This window comes from Pseudomonas taeanensis MS-3 (assembly GCF_000498575.2).
Classification (GTDB): Bacteria; Pseudomonadota; Gammaproteobacteria; order Pseudomonadales; family Pseudomonadaceae; genus Aquipseudomonas; species Aquipseudomonas taeanensis.
Window position 1 is genome coordinate 198,916 of sequence record NZ_AWSQ01000003.1, and the last position, 15,282, is coordinate 214,197.

At 59.1% G+C, this 15,282-nt stretch carries 13 protein-coding genes; 1 reads left to right on the plus strand and 12 read right to left on the minus strand.

The window, feature by feature from the left end; all coding sequences use genetic code 11:
* Positions 1–85: 85 nt before the first annotated feature.
* The 9 genes from TMS3_RS13430 to ppsA all read right to left on the minus strand — a co-directional run bounded on the left by TMS3_RS13430 (position 86) and on the right by ppsA (position 8,624).
* The gene (locus tag TMS3_RS13430; RefSeq protein ID WP_025165792.1) at positions 86–1,051 is read right to left on the minus strand and encodes an OmpA family protein; all 966 of its coding nucleotides are present in this window, start codon (positions 1,049–1,051) and stop codon (positions 86–88) included.
* A gap of 122 nt (positions 1,052–1,173) precedes the next feature.
* Entirely contained in the window at positions 1,174–1,764 is a 591-nt protein-coding gene (sigX, locus tag TMS3_RS13435) for an RNA polymerase sigma factor SigX (protein WP_025165793.1), read from the minus strand.
* Between the two features lie 90 nt (positions 1,765–1,854).
* On the minus strand, positions 1,855–2,679 hold the full coding sequence (locus TMS3_RS13440) for a mechanosensitive ion channel family protein (protein ID WP_025165794.1): 825 nt from the start codon (positions 2,677–2,679) through the stop codon (positions 1,855–1,857).
* Position 2,680: 1 nt separating this feature from the next.
* A complete protein-coding gene (locus tag TMS3_RS13445) occupies positions 2,681–2,926 on the minus strand; it encodes a hypothetical protein (RefSeq protein WP_025165795.1) in 246 nt (81 codons plus the stop codon).
* Positions 2,927–2,979: 53 nt separating this feature from the next.
* On the minus strand, positions 2,980–3,975 hold the full coding sequence (locus TMS3_RS13450; protein WP_025165796.1) for a zinc transporter ZntB: 996 nt from the start codon (positions 3,973–3,975) through the stop codon (positions 2,980–2,982).
* Between the two features lie 242 nt (positions 3,976–4,217).
* The gene (gene rraA, locus TMS3_RS13455) at positions 4,218–4,706 is read right to left on the minus strand and encodes a ribonuclease E activity regulator RraA (protein WP_025165797.1); all 489 of its coding nucleotides are present in this window, start codon (positions 4,704–4,706) and stop codon (positions 4,218–4,220) included.
* A 34-nt stretch (positions 4,707–4,740) separates the two neighbouring features.
* On the minus strand, positions 4,741–5,040 hold the full coding sequence (locus tag TMS3_RS13460) for a Rieske (2Fe-2S) protein (RefSeq protein ID WP_025165798.1): 300 nt from the start codon (positions 5,038–5,040) through the stop codon (positions 4,741–4,743).
* A gap of 52 nt (positions 5,041–5,092) precedes the next feature.
* A complete protein-coding gene (locus TMS3_RS13465) occupies positions 5,093–6,112 on the minus strand; it encodes an alpha/beta fold hydrolase (RefSeq protein ID WP_025165799.1) in 1,020 nt (339 codons plus the stop codon).
* 139 nt (positions 6,113–6,251) lie between these two features.
* On the minus strand, positions 6,252–8,624 hold the full coding sequence (gene ppsA / locus TMS3_RS13470) for a phosphoenolpyruvate synthase (RefSeq protein ID WP_025165800.1): 2,373 nt from the start codon (positions 8,622–8,624) through the stop codon (positions 6,252–6,254).
* Between the two features lie 179 nt (positions 8,625–8,803).
* Here ppsA and ppsR point away from each other — a divergent pair, with 179 nt between their 5' ends.
* A complete protein-coding gene (gene ppsR / locus TMS3_RS13475) occupies positions 8,804–9,622 on the plus strand; it encodes a posphoenolpyruvate synthetase regulatory kinase/phosphorylase PpsR (protein ID WP_025165801.1) in 819 nt (272 codons plus the stop codon).
* A gap of 83 nt (positions 9,623–9,705) precedes the next feature.
* Here ppsR and prpD read toward each other — a convergent pair whose 3' ends face one another.
* The 3 genes from prpD to acnD form a co-directional block, all read right to left on the minus strand.
* Positions 9,706–11,190: a 2-methylcitrate dehydratase gene (prpD, locus tag TMS3_RS13480; RefSeq protein ID WP_025165802.1), complete on the minus strand. Its 1,485-nt coding sequence runs from the start codon at positions 11,188–11,190 to the stop codon at positions 9,706–9,708.
* A 152-nt stretch (positions 11,191–11,342) separates the two neighbouring features.
* Positions 11,343–12,530 carry a 2-methylaconitate cis-trans isomerase PrpF gene (prpF, locus tag TMS3_RS13485; protein WP_025165803.1) on the minus strand — a complete coding sequence of 396 codons (1,188 nt, stop codon included), beginning with the start codon at positions 12,528–12,530 and terminating at the stop codon, positions 11,343–11,345.
* A gap of 137 nt (positions 12,531–12,667) precedes the next feature.
* Positions 12,668–15,277: a Fe/S-dependent 2-methylisocitrate dehydratase AcnD gene (acnD, locus tag TMS3_RS13490; protein WP_025165804.1), complete on the minus strand. Its 2,610-nt coding sequence runs from the start codon at positions 15,275–15,277 to the stop codon at positions 12,668–12,670.
* Positions 15,278–15,282: the final 5 nt, after the last annotated feature.

Genomic DNA, 15,282 nt, shown 5'->3' on the forward strand with positions numbered 1-15,282 from the left:
TGGACCTGTTTCTATTCCTGGCCTGTAGAGCCAATGCCTCAGACGGGCATTGGCCGAGGCCGGGCTTTATCTAAAGCGGAAACCCTTACTTAACCTGGGTTTCTACTTCAGCTTCTACGCGGCGGTTGATCGCACGGCCCGACTCAGTTGCGTTATCGGCAACTGGCTGAGATTCGCCATAACCGGCAGCGCTTACACGCTCGCCTTCAACACCGTACTGGTTAACCAGAACTTCACGAACGGCGCTTGCACGCTTCTCGGACAGATTCTGGTTGTAAGCGTCAGTACCGACGGAGTCAGTGTGACCGGCAACGGTGGTGGTGGTCTGTGGGTACTGCTTCATGAAATCAGCCAGGTTTTTGATATCACCGTAGCTTTCTTCCTTGACGCGAGCCTTGTCGAAGTCGAACTTCACGTCCAGCTCAACACGTACAACCTGGGCTGGCTCTTCAACAGGCATCGGCTCTGGCATCGGCTCTGGAGCGGCTTCTGCCACCTGGGCGACTGGCTTGCTGCCACCGCCGAAGTTCATGCCGATACCGATACTTGGCGCCCACTCGGTGTCGCCTTGGTCGATGTTGTACTGAGCTTCGACACCAGCGCGGGCGTAGAGGTTCTCAGTGATGTAGTACTTGGCGCCGCCGCCAACATTGGCGAAGGTAGAACCGTTACGACCGCTGCGCCCGGATTGACCGATGCTCTGATCGGAGAAACCGGCGGAGACGTAAGGACGCAGTGCGTCGCCAGCGTTGTTGAAGTGATACAGAGCATCCAGGGCGGTGTTGGCGCCCTTGATGTTACGACCGTCTTCGCCACGGGCGTTGTGCACTTCGTCGTAACCCAGACGCAGCTCAACATCGTCGGTCAGGTAGTAACCGACGCTACCGCCGAACAGGTTGCCGTTGTTCTTGAAGTCACGAGCGCTGTCGAAGATTTCCTTCTTGGCAAAGCCCTCCACTTCGACCGCGCCTTGGCCCTGCGCCAGCGCGCTGAAAGCAGAAGTAGCGAGCAATGAGCCGATGACAACGCCTAAAGTGTTTTTAAATTTCATCATTAATCCCTGTTGTGTCCTGGTAGCCAGCAAGTTGTCCAACAAACTCAAGACAACCTTAGCCGGCGAACTGTATCAGATTTACCGAAAGTAAGCCTGCGTTTTGACATACTGAAAACAACTTAAGTTTCGGCGCTATCGGAAAATTTTTCTCGCAATTTATCTAGCGCACGTTTGTAGCGCATTTTCGTGGCGCTCAGACCCATGTGCATGATGTCGGCAATCTCCTGAAACTCCAGCTCTGCGACAAAACGTAGCACCAGAATTTCCCGATCGATTGGATTGACATGAACTAACCAGCGATCCAAGCCGGCAGGACTTTCAATGTTAGGCGCCTTTTCTTCCGACGCCTCTTCCAAAGGATCCAGACTTAGAGCGTCCATCAAGCGGCGCTTGCGGCGCTCTTTGCGGTACTGGGTAATGCACTCGTTGTAAGTAATACTGTAAAGCCAGGTTTTGAACTTGGATTTACCCTCAAAGTTCTTCAAACCATAAAGAACCTTAAGCATGACCTCCTGACAGACATCGTCGGCGTCACGTTCGTTCCCCAAATAGCGCGCACAGACATTGAATAATGTGCGCTGGTAACGACGCATCAGCTCTTCATAAGCACGAGTGATGTGGAACAATTCGTCATGCGCGCGCGCCACCAGCTCCTCGTCCGAGAGCTCGCGGGGGTCATAACGCATAGACAGTGATTGGGCTTTATTCAAAACGAGTCGGGCCGGCAGTCAAAACACAGTCCGCCAGCACCTGACGAATCAGGCGGCTGGGTAGGCGGCATACATTAACAGAATGGCGCGTTAGCGACTGCTTACCCGCTGTTCGAGCAAGGTCCGATTGGCCACTGAGACCAATTCGCCCGCATCGGTCAACAGGGTCGTCTTGACCGTGCCAATCTCCTCGATCTGCCCTTCGACATCGCCAACCTGAACTTGTTGCCCGACCTGATACAACTCACGCACATAGATACCAGCCAGAATTTGCCCGGCGATTTCCCGGCTGCCCAAACCCAGTGCCAGCGCCACAGCCAAACCTACCGAAATCAGCACTATGCCAATGACGTTGTTCAACAGATCGGTCTTGACCTCCAACTGGCCGATGGCCACTGAAATGCTGATGATGATGACCAGACCCTGAGCGATGCGCCCCAGGCCGTAGGCGTAATCGAGCCCCACGCCCTCCGCCGCGCCACGCACCAAACCGCTGAGCAGATGAGCCAAGAGCACCCCTGCAAGCAGCACCAGGGCTGCACCGAAGACTTTCGGCAAATACAGGGCGAGTACATCGAGCGTCGCGGACACCCGCTCCAGGCCCAGCGATTCGGCCGCCGAAACGAGAAAAATTAGCAGCACGAACCAATAGATGATCTTGCCGATCAAGGTCGAAACCGGCACCTGTATACCCGCCCGACTGAGCAGCTTGGTCAAGCCGGTACCGGCCATGAGTCGATCCAGGCCGAGCTTACCGAGCAGCTTGGACAGCAACGTGTCGAGCAGTTTGGCCACGACAAAACCAAGCAGCACGAGAATCAGCGCCACGAACAGGTTCGGAATAAAGCCAGCGACCTTAGTCCAGAGCGCAGTCATCGCAGCAATCAGGCTTTGAGTCCAGGGATCGAGTTCCATTTCAGTCAGCCTTATCAGTAGAGCGTACAGAAGGGTGCCGGCGAGAAACCGGCGACACATGCGCCGAGCCGTTATTCAGAGCAATCATCAGCGCGCCGAGCCAATGCCCCATCAAACCGAACAGATCACCGGCACCGACCTGGCGGTTGGCGGTTTTCAACACGCGATGCAAACACGCATCGTCATCATGAGTCGACGACGGTGACTTGAGTAAATCGCGCAGGGATTCTTCAAAGGGATCGTGCATAACACTCCTCACAGCATGTGTCGCTAGACGAGGCAGACAGTCGAATAGTCACATCAAAGCCAGCGCCAACGACGGAACAGCCACCACTGACCGAGGCCGATGAGAAACATGATCAGGCAGGCAAAGAGAAAGCCAAAAGGACTCTCTGCCCCCGGCATGCCACCAACGTTGATACCCAGCAAACCAGTGAGAAAACTCATGGGTAGAAACACCATAGTGATGATGCTGAAGCGGTACATGATGCGATTCATCCGCTCGTCCATACGCCGATTCTCGGCATCCAGCACCAGACTGACCCGCTCGCGGCTGAGCTCCAGCTCCTCCAGGTAACGGGTCAGGCGGTTATTCAGCTCGTTCCAGTAATCGGTATCGTCCGCCACGAACCAGGGTTGCTGGTTACGCGTCAGTTGCGCATAGATATCACGCTGCGGCGCCAGGAAACGGCGCAAGCCAGCCGCACGTCGGCGCATCTGCAGCAACAGGTCGTGATTCGGCAACAGATGCTCATCGGCATCGATCTGCTCCTCCTGCTCATCGACCTGATCGGACAGTTCGTTGACCAGCGCATCAACCTTGTCGGTGAGGTAGTCGGCCAGACTGAGGATAAGTTCGGACGAGGTTTTCGGCCCCCTGCCTGCTTGCAGGTCGCGGATCAAGTCCTCACTCGCACGCAACGGCCGCAGGCGCAAGGATATGACCCGACGCGCATCGGCAAAAATGCGCACCGAAACCATGTCCTCAGGCTCCGCCCCTGGGTTGAGGTTGACGCCACGCAGGAACAACAACAGCTCATGATTGGGCAAAGGCAACATGCGCGGCCGGGTATTTTCTTCAAGTAGCAGGTCACAGGCGAATTCGCTCAGGCCGGCCTCATGCCGCAGCCAAGCCTGAGTCTGCAGATGACTTCGATCCCAGTGCAGCCAGAGACTCTCCGACTCGGCAAGCTCAAGGCCACCCAGCTGATCTCGAGTGATCGCACGAGCACCGCCCTGACCATCCAGAACGAAGGCATGCACCAGCCCCTGTTCCGCGTTGCGCTCCTCAACCACGTTTGACCCCTACCTGAAAAGACAGCCAGTGCTCAGCACCGGAAGAAATAGCACTCAATGATGTATCGGAAATATGCCAAGCGCAGCGGGCGCTCGAACAACAGCTCGGCGCCGATGACTGGCCTGCATCATCAGGGAATCAAGCGCAGACAAACGACTTGCCGAGGAATTTATATACAGCGCCAGCAGGCAGCCCCTAGGCCGCACTCGACAACCTGCCCAAGCGAAACTCAGGCGCTTGGTTATTCAGGCATTTTCAGCGCGGAAGGCGACACAATGATGCCGTTATTGTCGGCATAGACATATTCACCCGGGCGGAATGACACACCGCCGAAAGTCACGACCACATCAAGGTCACCAATACCGCGCTTGTCGGTTTTCAGCGGATGACTGGCCAGCGCCTGCACACCGAGATCGGTCTGCGCAAGCACGTCGACATCGCGCACACAGCCATAGACCACAATGCCCTCCCAGCCATTCTTTGCCGCTTTTTCTGCGAGCATGTCCCCGAGCAAGGCGCAACGCATCGAGGCACCACCATCGACCACCATCACCTTGCCCTTACCTGGCTGCTCGACTTGCTCCTTGACCCGCGAGTTGTCCTCGAAACACTTGATGGTGACGATTTCACCACCAAAGGAGTCGCGACCACCGAAATTGCTGAACATCGGCTCAACGACCTGCACCAGCTCAGGATAGGCGTCACACAAATCAGGCGTGATGTAGTGCATGGCAAAACTCCTTTCTATCGTTGGAAATCAGGTTTCACAGGTCGATACCGACACGATCACCCTCGTAGGCCAAAGGCAGCTGCAACAGGCTGGCACAACTAGCGCTCAAAGCACGCCCAGTGATCACATCAAACTCTACGCCGTGGCGCGCGCAACGAAGCACACTACCGACGAGCGTAGCGTTGTGCAGGGAGGCGCCCTGATGCGGGCAACGGCTCTCCAGCAGCAGCGCGCGTCCCTCGACAACCATTAACAGCACGTCACGGCCCTGAACCCGGAAGACCTGCCGATAGCCTTCCTCCAGGTTCAGCAAACGCTCCAGGGCAATGAACATTTCACCCCCGCAAACAGCAGAAAGTGACTACAAATCCTGCTTGCGTCACATCTTAACCGGATGACCGCTCTGACGGAATGCTCGCATCACCCTCAAAACTGGTCATTTCAAGCCCAGCAGCCAATAACGGCACCTTACGCAGCCATTGCTCCGCCAGTGGCCAGACTTCATGTTGCGCCTCTTTGCTGACCAGCATCTCCACATGCCCGAAATCACTGGAAAAGCCGTTTTCCTTGCCCAGACAGATAAACTCACGCGCTACGGAGCCAAACTGATCAAGCAACTTGCGGCACGCCCATGCAGGGTCCTGCGTATCGCCAACGGCACTGACGGCCATAACCGGCACCCGCACCTCGGCCAAACCGCGCCACCAATCGCGCTCTGCATCGCCAAAGCGACCAAATAAACCATGCCAGCGCAGACTTTCCAGCGCCAGGCCAATGGGCTCATCTTCCGGCCCGCGCTTGAGCCGGGAACCAGACAACACGGTAAAACGCTTGAGCAACAGGCGCCCACCCCACTCCACCGGCGGCACTTTCAACGGCCAGTAGACCCGACTGATCTGGCTACCGAACAGAGCCGTCGACGCCACTTTGCGCTCATCCAGATAGTGCCCACCAAGCGCACCAGCTAAAGTGATGCCGCCCAATGAGTGCCCCAGCCAGTGGGCCGGGTGCGGATTTTGTTCATGCACGAAGTCGGCAATGGCCGGCAAGTCGTAGCGCACATAATCGCTGACGCGGTTGTGCTTATACGCTTGATTGCGCGGCGACAAACCATGACCGCGCATTTCCGCGATCCATACATCGAACCCTGCCCGCGCCAAGTACGGACCCAAGCCAATACCCTTGGGCGAGTACCAGAAACGCCGATTGGAAAAGCTACCAGGCAACAGGATAACCGGCATACCACGCTCATCTGCGTGACCGGCACGCCCGAGACGGGTCAGCGCCAATTCAACACTGCGATCCGGGCTGTTGCCGGGCTTGAGGCGATAGACGTCTTCACTCAGATCGCCACGAAACTCCGCGCTGATCAAGGCGACGGGGAAAAGCTCACTACTGCTTTGCATCTTCTTCGCTCTGGTACAAAAAATTGCCGGGAGCAATTTTTCACGTCGCCTAGCGACGGCCCGAAGGGTGGCAGCCATGGATGACAAGCCACAAAAAAGGGCGGGATAACCCGCCCTCGATCAATAGGTCAACGGTCGATCAGGTAGGCTGAGCTTCCGCCAAGAAGAACCAGGTATCCAGCACCGAATCAGGGTTCAATGACACGCTTTCGATGCCCTGCTCCATTAGCCACTTGGCCAGATCCGGGTGATCCGATGGCCCCTGGCCGCAGATGCCGATGTACTTACCCGCCTTGTTACACGCCTGAATCGCATTGGCCAGCAGCTTCTTCACCGCAGGATTACGCTCATCGAACAGGTGGGCGACGATGCCGGAGTCACGATCCAGCCCCAGGGTAAGCTGAGTCAGGTCGTTGGAACCGATCGAGAAACCATCAAAGTACTCGAGGAACTCCTCAGCCAGGATCGCGTTGGACGGCAACTCGCACATCATGATGACTTTCAGGCCATCCTTGCCTCGTTCCAGGCCATTGCTGGCAAGCAGGTCTATGACCTGGCTGGCTTCGCCGAGCGTACGCACGAACGGCACCATGATCTCGACATTGGTCAGGCCCATTTCGTTGCGCACTTTCTTCAGCGCGCGGCACTCCAGCTCGAAGCAATCACGGAACGACTCGCTGATGTAGCGCGAAGCCCCGCGGAAACCGAGCATGGGGTTCTCTTCTTCCGGCTCGTAGAGCTTGCCGCCGATCAGGTTGGCATATTCGTTGGACTTGAAGTCGGACAGGCGCACGATGACTTTCTTCGGCCAGAACGCTGCAGCCAGGGTACTGATACCCTCGACCAGCTTCTCGACATAGAAGTTGACCGGATCGTCGTAACCGGCAATGCGCTTCTCCACACTGTCCTTGATCTCGGTCGGCAAGCCGGCGAAGTTCAACAGTGCTTTAGGGTGCACGCCGATCATCCGGTTGATGATGAACTCCAGTCGAGCCAGGCCCACCCCAGCGTTCGGCAGTTGGGCAAAGTCAAAGGCGCGATCGGGGTTGCCGACGTTCATCATGATCTTGAACGGCAACTCCGGCATTGCGTCGACCGAGTTCTTGCGCACATCAAAGCCCAGCTCGCCTTCGAAGATGAAGCCGGTGTCGCCTTCGGCGCAGGACACGGTCACGCCCTGGCCATCCTTCAACACCTGAGTGGCATTGCCACAACCAACCACCGCCGGCACACCCAGCTCGCGAGCGATAATCGCCGCGTGGCAAGTGCGCCCGCCGCGGTTGGTGACGATGGCGCTGGCGCGCTTCATGACTGGTTCCCAATCCGGGTCGGTCATGTCGGAAACCAGTACGTCGCCCGGCTGGACCTTATCCATTTCGGAGATGTCGTTGATCACCCGCACCTTACCGGCGCCGATCTTCTGACCAATAGCGCGCCCTTCCACTAGCACAGTGCCGGTTTCCTTGAGCAGGTAACGCTCCATCACCGTGGCGTTGGTGCGGCTCTTCACGGTTTCCGGGCGGGCCTGGACGATGTACAGCTTGCCGTCATCGCCGTCCTTAGCCCACTCGATGTCCATCGGGCACTTGTAGTGTTTCTCGATGATCATCGCCTGCTTGGCCAGCTCGCTGACTTCGGCATCAGTCAGACAGAAGCGCGCGCGTTCGGCGCGCTCTACGTCGACGACCTTGACCGACTTGCCGGCCTTGGCTTCGTCGCCGTAGATCATCTTGATCGCTTTGCTGCCCAGGTTACGCCGCAAGATGGCCGGACGACCGGCTTCCAGCGTATGTTTGTGGACATAGAACTCGTCAGGGTTCACCGCACCCTGCACCACGGTCTCACCGAGACCATAGGCACCAGTAATGAACACCACGTCACGGAAGCCCGACTCGGTATCGAGGGTGAACATCACCCCGGCGGTACCGGTTTCCGAACGCACCATGCGCTGCACACCAGCAGACAGGGCCACCAGCTTGTGGTCAAAGCCCTGGTGCACGCGGTAGGAAATGGCGCGGTCATTGAACAGCGAGGCGAACACTTCTTTAGCCGCACGGATCACATTGTCCACGCCACGGATGTTCAGGAAGGTTTCCTGCTGGCCGGCAAAAGACGCGTCAGGCAGGTCTTCAGCGGTGGCCGAAGAGCGTACGGCCACTGCCATGTTGTCGTTGCCATCAGCCATGGCAGCGAAGGCTTCGCTGATTTCGGCGTTCAAACGCTCCGAAAACGGAGCTTCCATCACCCACTGGCGGATCTGCGCACCAGTCTTGGCCAGCGCATTGACGTCATCGACATCCAGCGCATCGAGGGCAGCATGGATCTTCGCATTCAGGCCGCTCTCCTCGAGAAAGTCGCGGTAAGCCTGCGCGGTAGTGGCGAAACCGCCAGGAACCGAGACGCCGGCGCCTGCAAGGTTGCTAATCATCTCGCCCAGGGAGGCGTTTTTGCCCCCTACGTGCTCAACATCATGGACGCCGAGCTTATCGAGGGAAACTACGTACTCTACCAAGGTGATCTCTCCACTAAGGTGTTGGAAAAGCTCAAGGGGGCTGGGAAGGTTCGGCGGAGCGAATCCGCACGCCTGTGGCCGGGCCCTGGAAAATAAGTAACAATGCCGCCTGGTTAGGGCCGGCAAAACTGGGCCCATGATAGCCAAGAATCGTCCTCAGCTTAAGGCCCATGGCGCAAATGAAACGAACCGCTTTTTTCATCTCCGACGGCACTGGCATCACGGCCGAAACCCTGGGTCAAAGCCTGTTGGCGCAGTTCGAAACTATCAGCTTCACCAAACTCACGCGACCGTACATTGATAGCGTGGAAAAAGCGCGCGCAATGGTACAACAAATCAATAGCGCTGCCGAGAAAGACGGCGCGCGCCCGATCATCTTCGACACCATCGTCAACCAGGACATTCGTGAGATCCTCGCCGAATCCGATGGTTTCATGATCGACATTTTCTCGTCCTTCCTCTCCCCTTTGGAACAGGAACTAAGCTCGCACTCGTCTTACTCGGTGGGCAAATCCCATTCCATCGGGCACAACTCCAACTACATGGAGCGTATTGAGGCGGTCAACTTCGCCCTGGACAATGACGATGGCGCACGCACCCACTATTACGACAAGGCCGATCTGATCCTGGTCGGCGTCTCTCGCTGTGGCAAGACCCCAACCTGCCTGTATATGGCCATGCAATACGGTATTCGCGCAGCCAATTACCCGCTGACCGAAGAAGACATGGAACGCCTACAGCTGCCAGCCGCGCTGAAGAAATACAAAGACAAGCTGTTCGGCCTGACCATTGACCCGGATCGCCTGACCGCAATCCGCAACGAGCGTAAACCCAACAGCCGTTACGCCAGCTATGCGCAGTGTGAGTTCGAGGTGCGCGAAGTGGAAAGTCTGTTCCGCCGCGAGAACATCAACTCGATCAACTCGACACACTTCTCGGTGGAGGAGATTTCCGCAAAAATCCTGGTGGAAAAAGGCGTCGAGCGGCGTTTTAAGTAAGCCTACAGGCCAGGCAATAAAAAACCGCTGCAAGCGGTTTTTTATTGCCCTCAACCCTGGCCCTGGGGCGAACCGCGACACAATCAGATCACCCACATATCCATGAACCGATTGACCGGCGTGGCCTGTAGCCGGACCTGATCCTTGCACAGCGCGAATATCTCGGCGCTACGTTGATCGCTGAATCTGGTCGCCAGGCTGGCTTTGAACTTGTCTTCCAGCAGCGGAATGCCCTCGGCGCGCCGTCGGCGGTGACCGATCGGATATTCGACCGCGACTTGCTCAGTACTACTGCCGTCCTTGAAAAACACCTGGATGGCATTGGCGATCGAGCGCTTGTCGGCTTCCAGATACTCTCGGCTGTAGCGAGAGTCTTCGACGACCTCCATCTTCTCGCGCAACTCGTCGATGATCGGGTGAGCGGCGTGATAGTCGTCCCCGTACTGCTCAGCGACCAGACTGCCAAAGGCCAACGGCACCGCAACCATGTACTGCAGACAGTGGTCGCGGTCGGCAGGATTAGCCAGCTTGCCAACCTTGGAGATGATGCGGATCGCCGACTCCTGAGTGGTGATGACGATTTTATCGACCTCATGTAGACGCTCCTTGACCTGCGGGTGCAGCCTAACGGCGGCCTCGCAGGCGGTCTGCGCATGGAACTCGGCAGGGAAACTGATTTTGAACAATACGTTTTCCATCACATAGCTGCCGAAGCCCTGCGGGAAGCTGAACTGGCGCTGATCCTCCGGCTTAATGGCCAAATCCTTGTTGGTATGACTGAACAGCACGTCATAGAAGCCCCACTGGGAGACGGTAAGCACCCCCGGGATGCCCATTTCACCGCGCATGGCGATGTCGGCCAAACGCACGCCACGACTGCTGGCATCGCCTGCCGCCCAGGATTTACGCGAGCCGGCGTTCGGCGCATGACGGTAAGTACGCAGCGCCTGGCCGTCGACGAAGGCGTGGGAAATGGCCGAAAGCAACTGTTCACGGCTGGCGCCCATCAGCTTCGCGGTGACTGCAGTAGAGGCCAGTTTGACCAAAATAACGTGATCCAGGCCGACGCGATTGAAAGAGTTCGCCAAGGCAAACACTCCCTGGATCTCATGGGCCATGATCATCGCTTCGAGCACCACACGCATGCGCAACGGCGCTTCGCCCTGAGCTACGCGCTTCTGTGACAAGTGGTCGGCCACGGCGAGAATGCCGCCCAGATTGTCCGATGGGTGCCCCCACTCGGCCGCCAGCCAGGTGTCGTTGTAATCCAGCCAGCGAATCAGGCAACCGATGTCCCAGGCGGCCTTGAGCGGATCGAGGCAGAAGGAAGTGCCGGGAACACGGGCGCCGTTCGGCACGACAGTGCCCTCGACGATGGGGCCGAGGTGCTTGCTGCATTCGGGAAAACGCAGAGCCAGCAAGCCGCAGCCGAGGCTGTCCATCAGGCAGTAGCATGCAGTGCTCAGGGCCTCGGCAGACTCGATGCGATAATTCAGCACGTAGTCGGCAATGCTCTGAATAACCTGGTCATAATCCGGGCGGTCATTCAGATCAAAGGTAGCGGACATCTTTACGCTTCCTCCCCGGGCGGAGGGTAAGAGCCAACCAGCTCTCTAAAAGAGCGCCCTCCCTCTCCCCATTAACATAACGACAGTATCGTCCCGGTGCGCCAGGGATGCCAGGGATGCCAGGCGCTACTCAGAGCCTGGCGCTACGCAACTTAGAATGCATCGGCAGGTACCCGCACCCAGCCCTCCATCAGCACCCGGGCGCTGCGGCTCATGATCGCCTTGGTCACCGTCCAGTTGCCGTCGACCTGAATAGCTTCGGCGCCGACGCGCAAGGTGCCCGAAGGATGACCGAAGCGCACCGCACTGCGCTCACCGCCGCCGGCGGCGAGATTGACCAGTGTGCCGGGGATCGCGGCGGCCGTACCGATAGCCACCGCAGCCGTGCCCATCATGGCGTGGTGCAGCTTGCCCATGGACAGCGCGCGCACTAGCAGGTCCACTTCATCAGCGGCGATCGTCTTGCCACTGGAGGCGACGTAGTCCTTGGCCCCCGCGACGAAGGCGATTTTCGGCGTGTGCTGGCGGGTAACCGCTTCCTCTGCGGACTTGATCAGACCCATGCGCAGGGCTCCGGCGATACGAATCTGCTCGAACTTCTCCAGCGCCTTGGCGTCCGTGTTGATTGCCTCGCGCAGTTCGCTGCCGGTGTAGCCGATGTCCTCGGCATTGACGAACACGGTCGGGATACCAGCAGTGATCATGGTCGCCTTGAGGGTGCCGATGCCGGGCACCTCGAGATCGTCGACCAGGTTGCCGGTGGGGAACATCGAACCGCCCTCCTCACCGTCATCGGACGGATCGATGAATTCCAGGACAATCTCGGCCGACGGAAAGGTCACCCCATCCAGCTCGAAGTCACCGGTTTCCTGCACCTGACCATTGGTCACCGGCACATGGGCGATGATGGTCTTGTTGATGTTGGCCTGCCAGATGCGCACCACACAGGTGCCATCCTGCGGAATACGCTCCGGATCGACCAGCCCGGCATGGATGGCAAAGGCGCCGGCGGCGGTGGACAGATTGCCGCAGTTGCCGGACCAATCGACGAAGGCCTTGTCGATCGAGACCTGGCCATAGAGATAGTCCACGTCGTGAGCGGGCTGGCTGCTCTTGGACAGGATCACGCACTTGCTGGTGCTGGAGGTGGCGCCGCCCATGCCGTCGATATGCGCCGCATAGGGATCGGGGCTGCCGATCACGCGCATGAACAGCTGGTCACGCGCCTCGCCCGGTAGCTGGCAGCGCTCGGGCAGGTCCTGCAGACGGAAGAACACGCCCTTGCTGGTGCCGCCACGGATATAGGTGGCGGGGATTTTCACTTGGGGCAAATGGGTCATGGATGCTGTCCTGAAAAAAGTAGCCCGGATGCAATCCGGGGCGAACCGATCAACGTCATCCCCGGATTAGATCCGGGCTACAGACTTTGTCGTAATCCGTGGGGTGGACATGGCTACACCTTGTCCACCCCACGGGTTCAGGCGACGGCGCCTTCGAGGAAGTCCTGAGCGAAGCGCTGCAGCACGCCGCCAGCGTTGTAGACGTTGACTTCGGCGGCGGTATCCAGGCGGCAGATCACCGGCACCCGGGTCACTTCGCCGTTCTTGCGCTGGATGACCAGGGTCAGCTCGCCGCGCGGCGACAGCTCGCCCTGGATATCATAGGTCTCGGTGCCGTCGAGGCCGAGGGTCAGGCGGGTGGTGCCTGGCTTGAACTCGACCGGCAGCACGCCCATGCCCACCAGGTTGGTGCGGTGAATGCGCTCGAAGCCTTCCGCCACGATCACTTCCACACCCGCCAGGCGCACGCCCTTGGCCGCCCAGTCACGGGACGAACCCTGACCGTAATCGGCACCGGCGACGATGATCAGGCTCTGCTTGCGGTTCATGTAGGCTTCGATCGCTTCCCACATGCGCATGACCTTGCCTTCCGGCTCGACGCGGGCCAGCGAACCTTTCTTCACCTGGCCGTCGACCACGGCCATTTCGTTGACCAGCTGCGGGTTGGCGAAGGTGGCACGCTGTGCAGTCAAATGGTCACCCCTATGAGTCGCGTAGGAGTTGAAGTCCTCCTCCGGCAAGCCCATCTTGTGCAGGTATTCGCCGGCGGCACTGTCCAGCAGGATGGCGTTGGACGGCGACAGATGATCGGTGGTGATGTTGTCCGGCAGGATCGCCAGCGGGCGCATGCCCTTGAGGGTGCGTTCGCCCGCCAGGGCGCCCTCCCAGTAAGGCGGACGGCGAATATAGGTGCTCATCGGACGCCAGTCGTACAGCGGGCTTTCGGCTTCCTGAATCGTGCCCAGATCGAACATCGGGATGTAGATCTGCTTGAACTGCTCCGGCTTCACGCTGGCTGCGACAATCGCGTCGATCTCCTCGTCGCTCGGCCACAGGTCCTTCAGGGTAACGGGGTTGCCGGCCTTGTCGATACCCAACACATCCTGCTCGATGTCGAAGCGCACGGTACCGGCGATAGCGTAAGCCACCACCAGCGGCGGCGAGGCCAGGAAGGCCTGCTTGGCGTAGGGATGGATACGTCCGTCGAAGTTGCGGTTGCCGGACAGTACCGCGGTGGCGTACAGGTCGCGGTCGATGATTTCCTGCTGGATCACCGGATCCAGTGCGCCAGACATGCCGTTGCACGTGGTGCAGGCGTAACCGACGATGCCGAAGCCGAGCTGCTCCAGCTCCGACAACAAGCCGGCGTCTTCCAGGTAAAGCTTGGCGACCTTGGAGCCCGGGGCAAACGAGGTCTTGACCCACGGCTTGCGTACCAGGCCCAGGGCATTGGCCTTTTTCGCCACCAGGCCAGCGGCGACCACATTGCGCGGGTTGGAGGTGTTGGTGCAGCTGGTGATGGCGGCGATGATCACCGCGCCGTCGGGCATCAAGCCTTCACTTTCTTCAATTTTGCCAGCCGCCAGCTTGCCTTCGTCGGCAATACCGCGCTCATGCAGCGCCGAGGTCGGCAAGCGGCGATGCGGGTTGCTCGGGCCCGCCATATTGCGCACCACGGTGGACAAATCGAATTCGAGCACGCGCTCGTACTCGGCGGTGACCAGAGCATCGGCCCACAGACCGGTGGTCTTGGCGTAGTTCTCCACCAGCGCTACCTGCTCCGGCTCGCGCCCGGTGAGTTTGAGGTAGTCGATGGTCTGCTGGTCGATATAGAACATCGAGGCAGTGGCGCCGTATTCCGGGCACATATTGGAGATAGTCGCGCGGTCGCCGATGGTCAGGCTGTCGGCACCCTCGCCGAAGAACTCGACCCAGGCACCCACCACGCGCTCCTTGCGCAGGAACTCGGTGATGGCCAGCACGATGTCGGTGGCGGTGATACCGGGCTGTCGCTTGCCGACCAGCCTGACGCCGACAATGTCGGGCAGGCGCATCATCGACGGCAGACCCAACATCACGGTTTCCGCTTCCAGACCACCGACACCGATGGCGATCACGCCCAAGGCATCGACGTGCGGGGTGTGCGAGTCGGTACCCACGCAGGTGTCCGGGAAAGCCACGCCGCCGCGGGCCTGGATCACCGGGCTCATCTTCTCCAGGTTGATCTGGTGCATGATGCCGTTGCCGGCCGGGATAACGTCGACGTTCTTGAACGCGGTCTTGGTCCACTCGATAAAGTGGAAACGATCCTCGTTACGACGGTCTTCGATGGCGCGGTTCTTCGTGAAAGCATCCGGGTCGAAGCCCGGGGCCTCCACGGCCAGGGAATGGTCGACGATCAGCTGGGTCGGCACCACCGGGTTGACCTTGGACGGATCACCGCCCTTCTCGGCGATGGCGTCGCGCAGGCCGGCCAGGTCGACCAGCGCGGTCTGACCGAGGATGTCGTGGCAAACCACGCGAGCCGGGTACCAGGGGAAGTCCAGATCGCGCTTGCGCTCAATCAGCTGCTTGAGCGAATCGGTCAGCGCGTCCGGCTCGCAGCGGCGCACCAGTTGCTCGGCCAGCACGCGGGAGGTATAGGGCAGCTTGGCGTAGGCGTCGGGGGCGATGGCATCGACCGCCGCACGGGTGTCAAAAAAATCCAGCCGAGTACCGGGCAAGGGTTTGCGGAATTGGCTGTTCATCATGC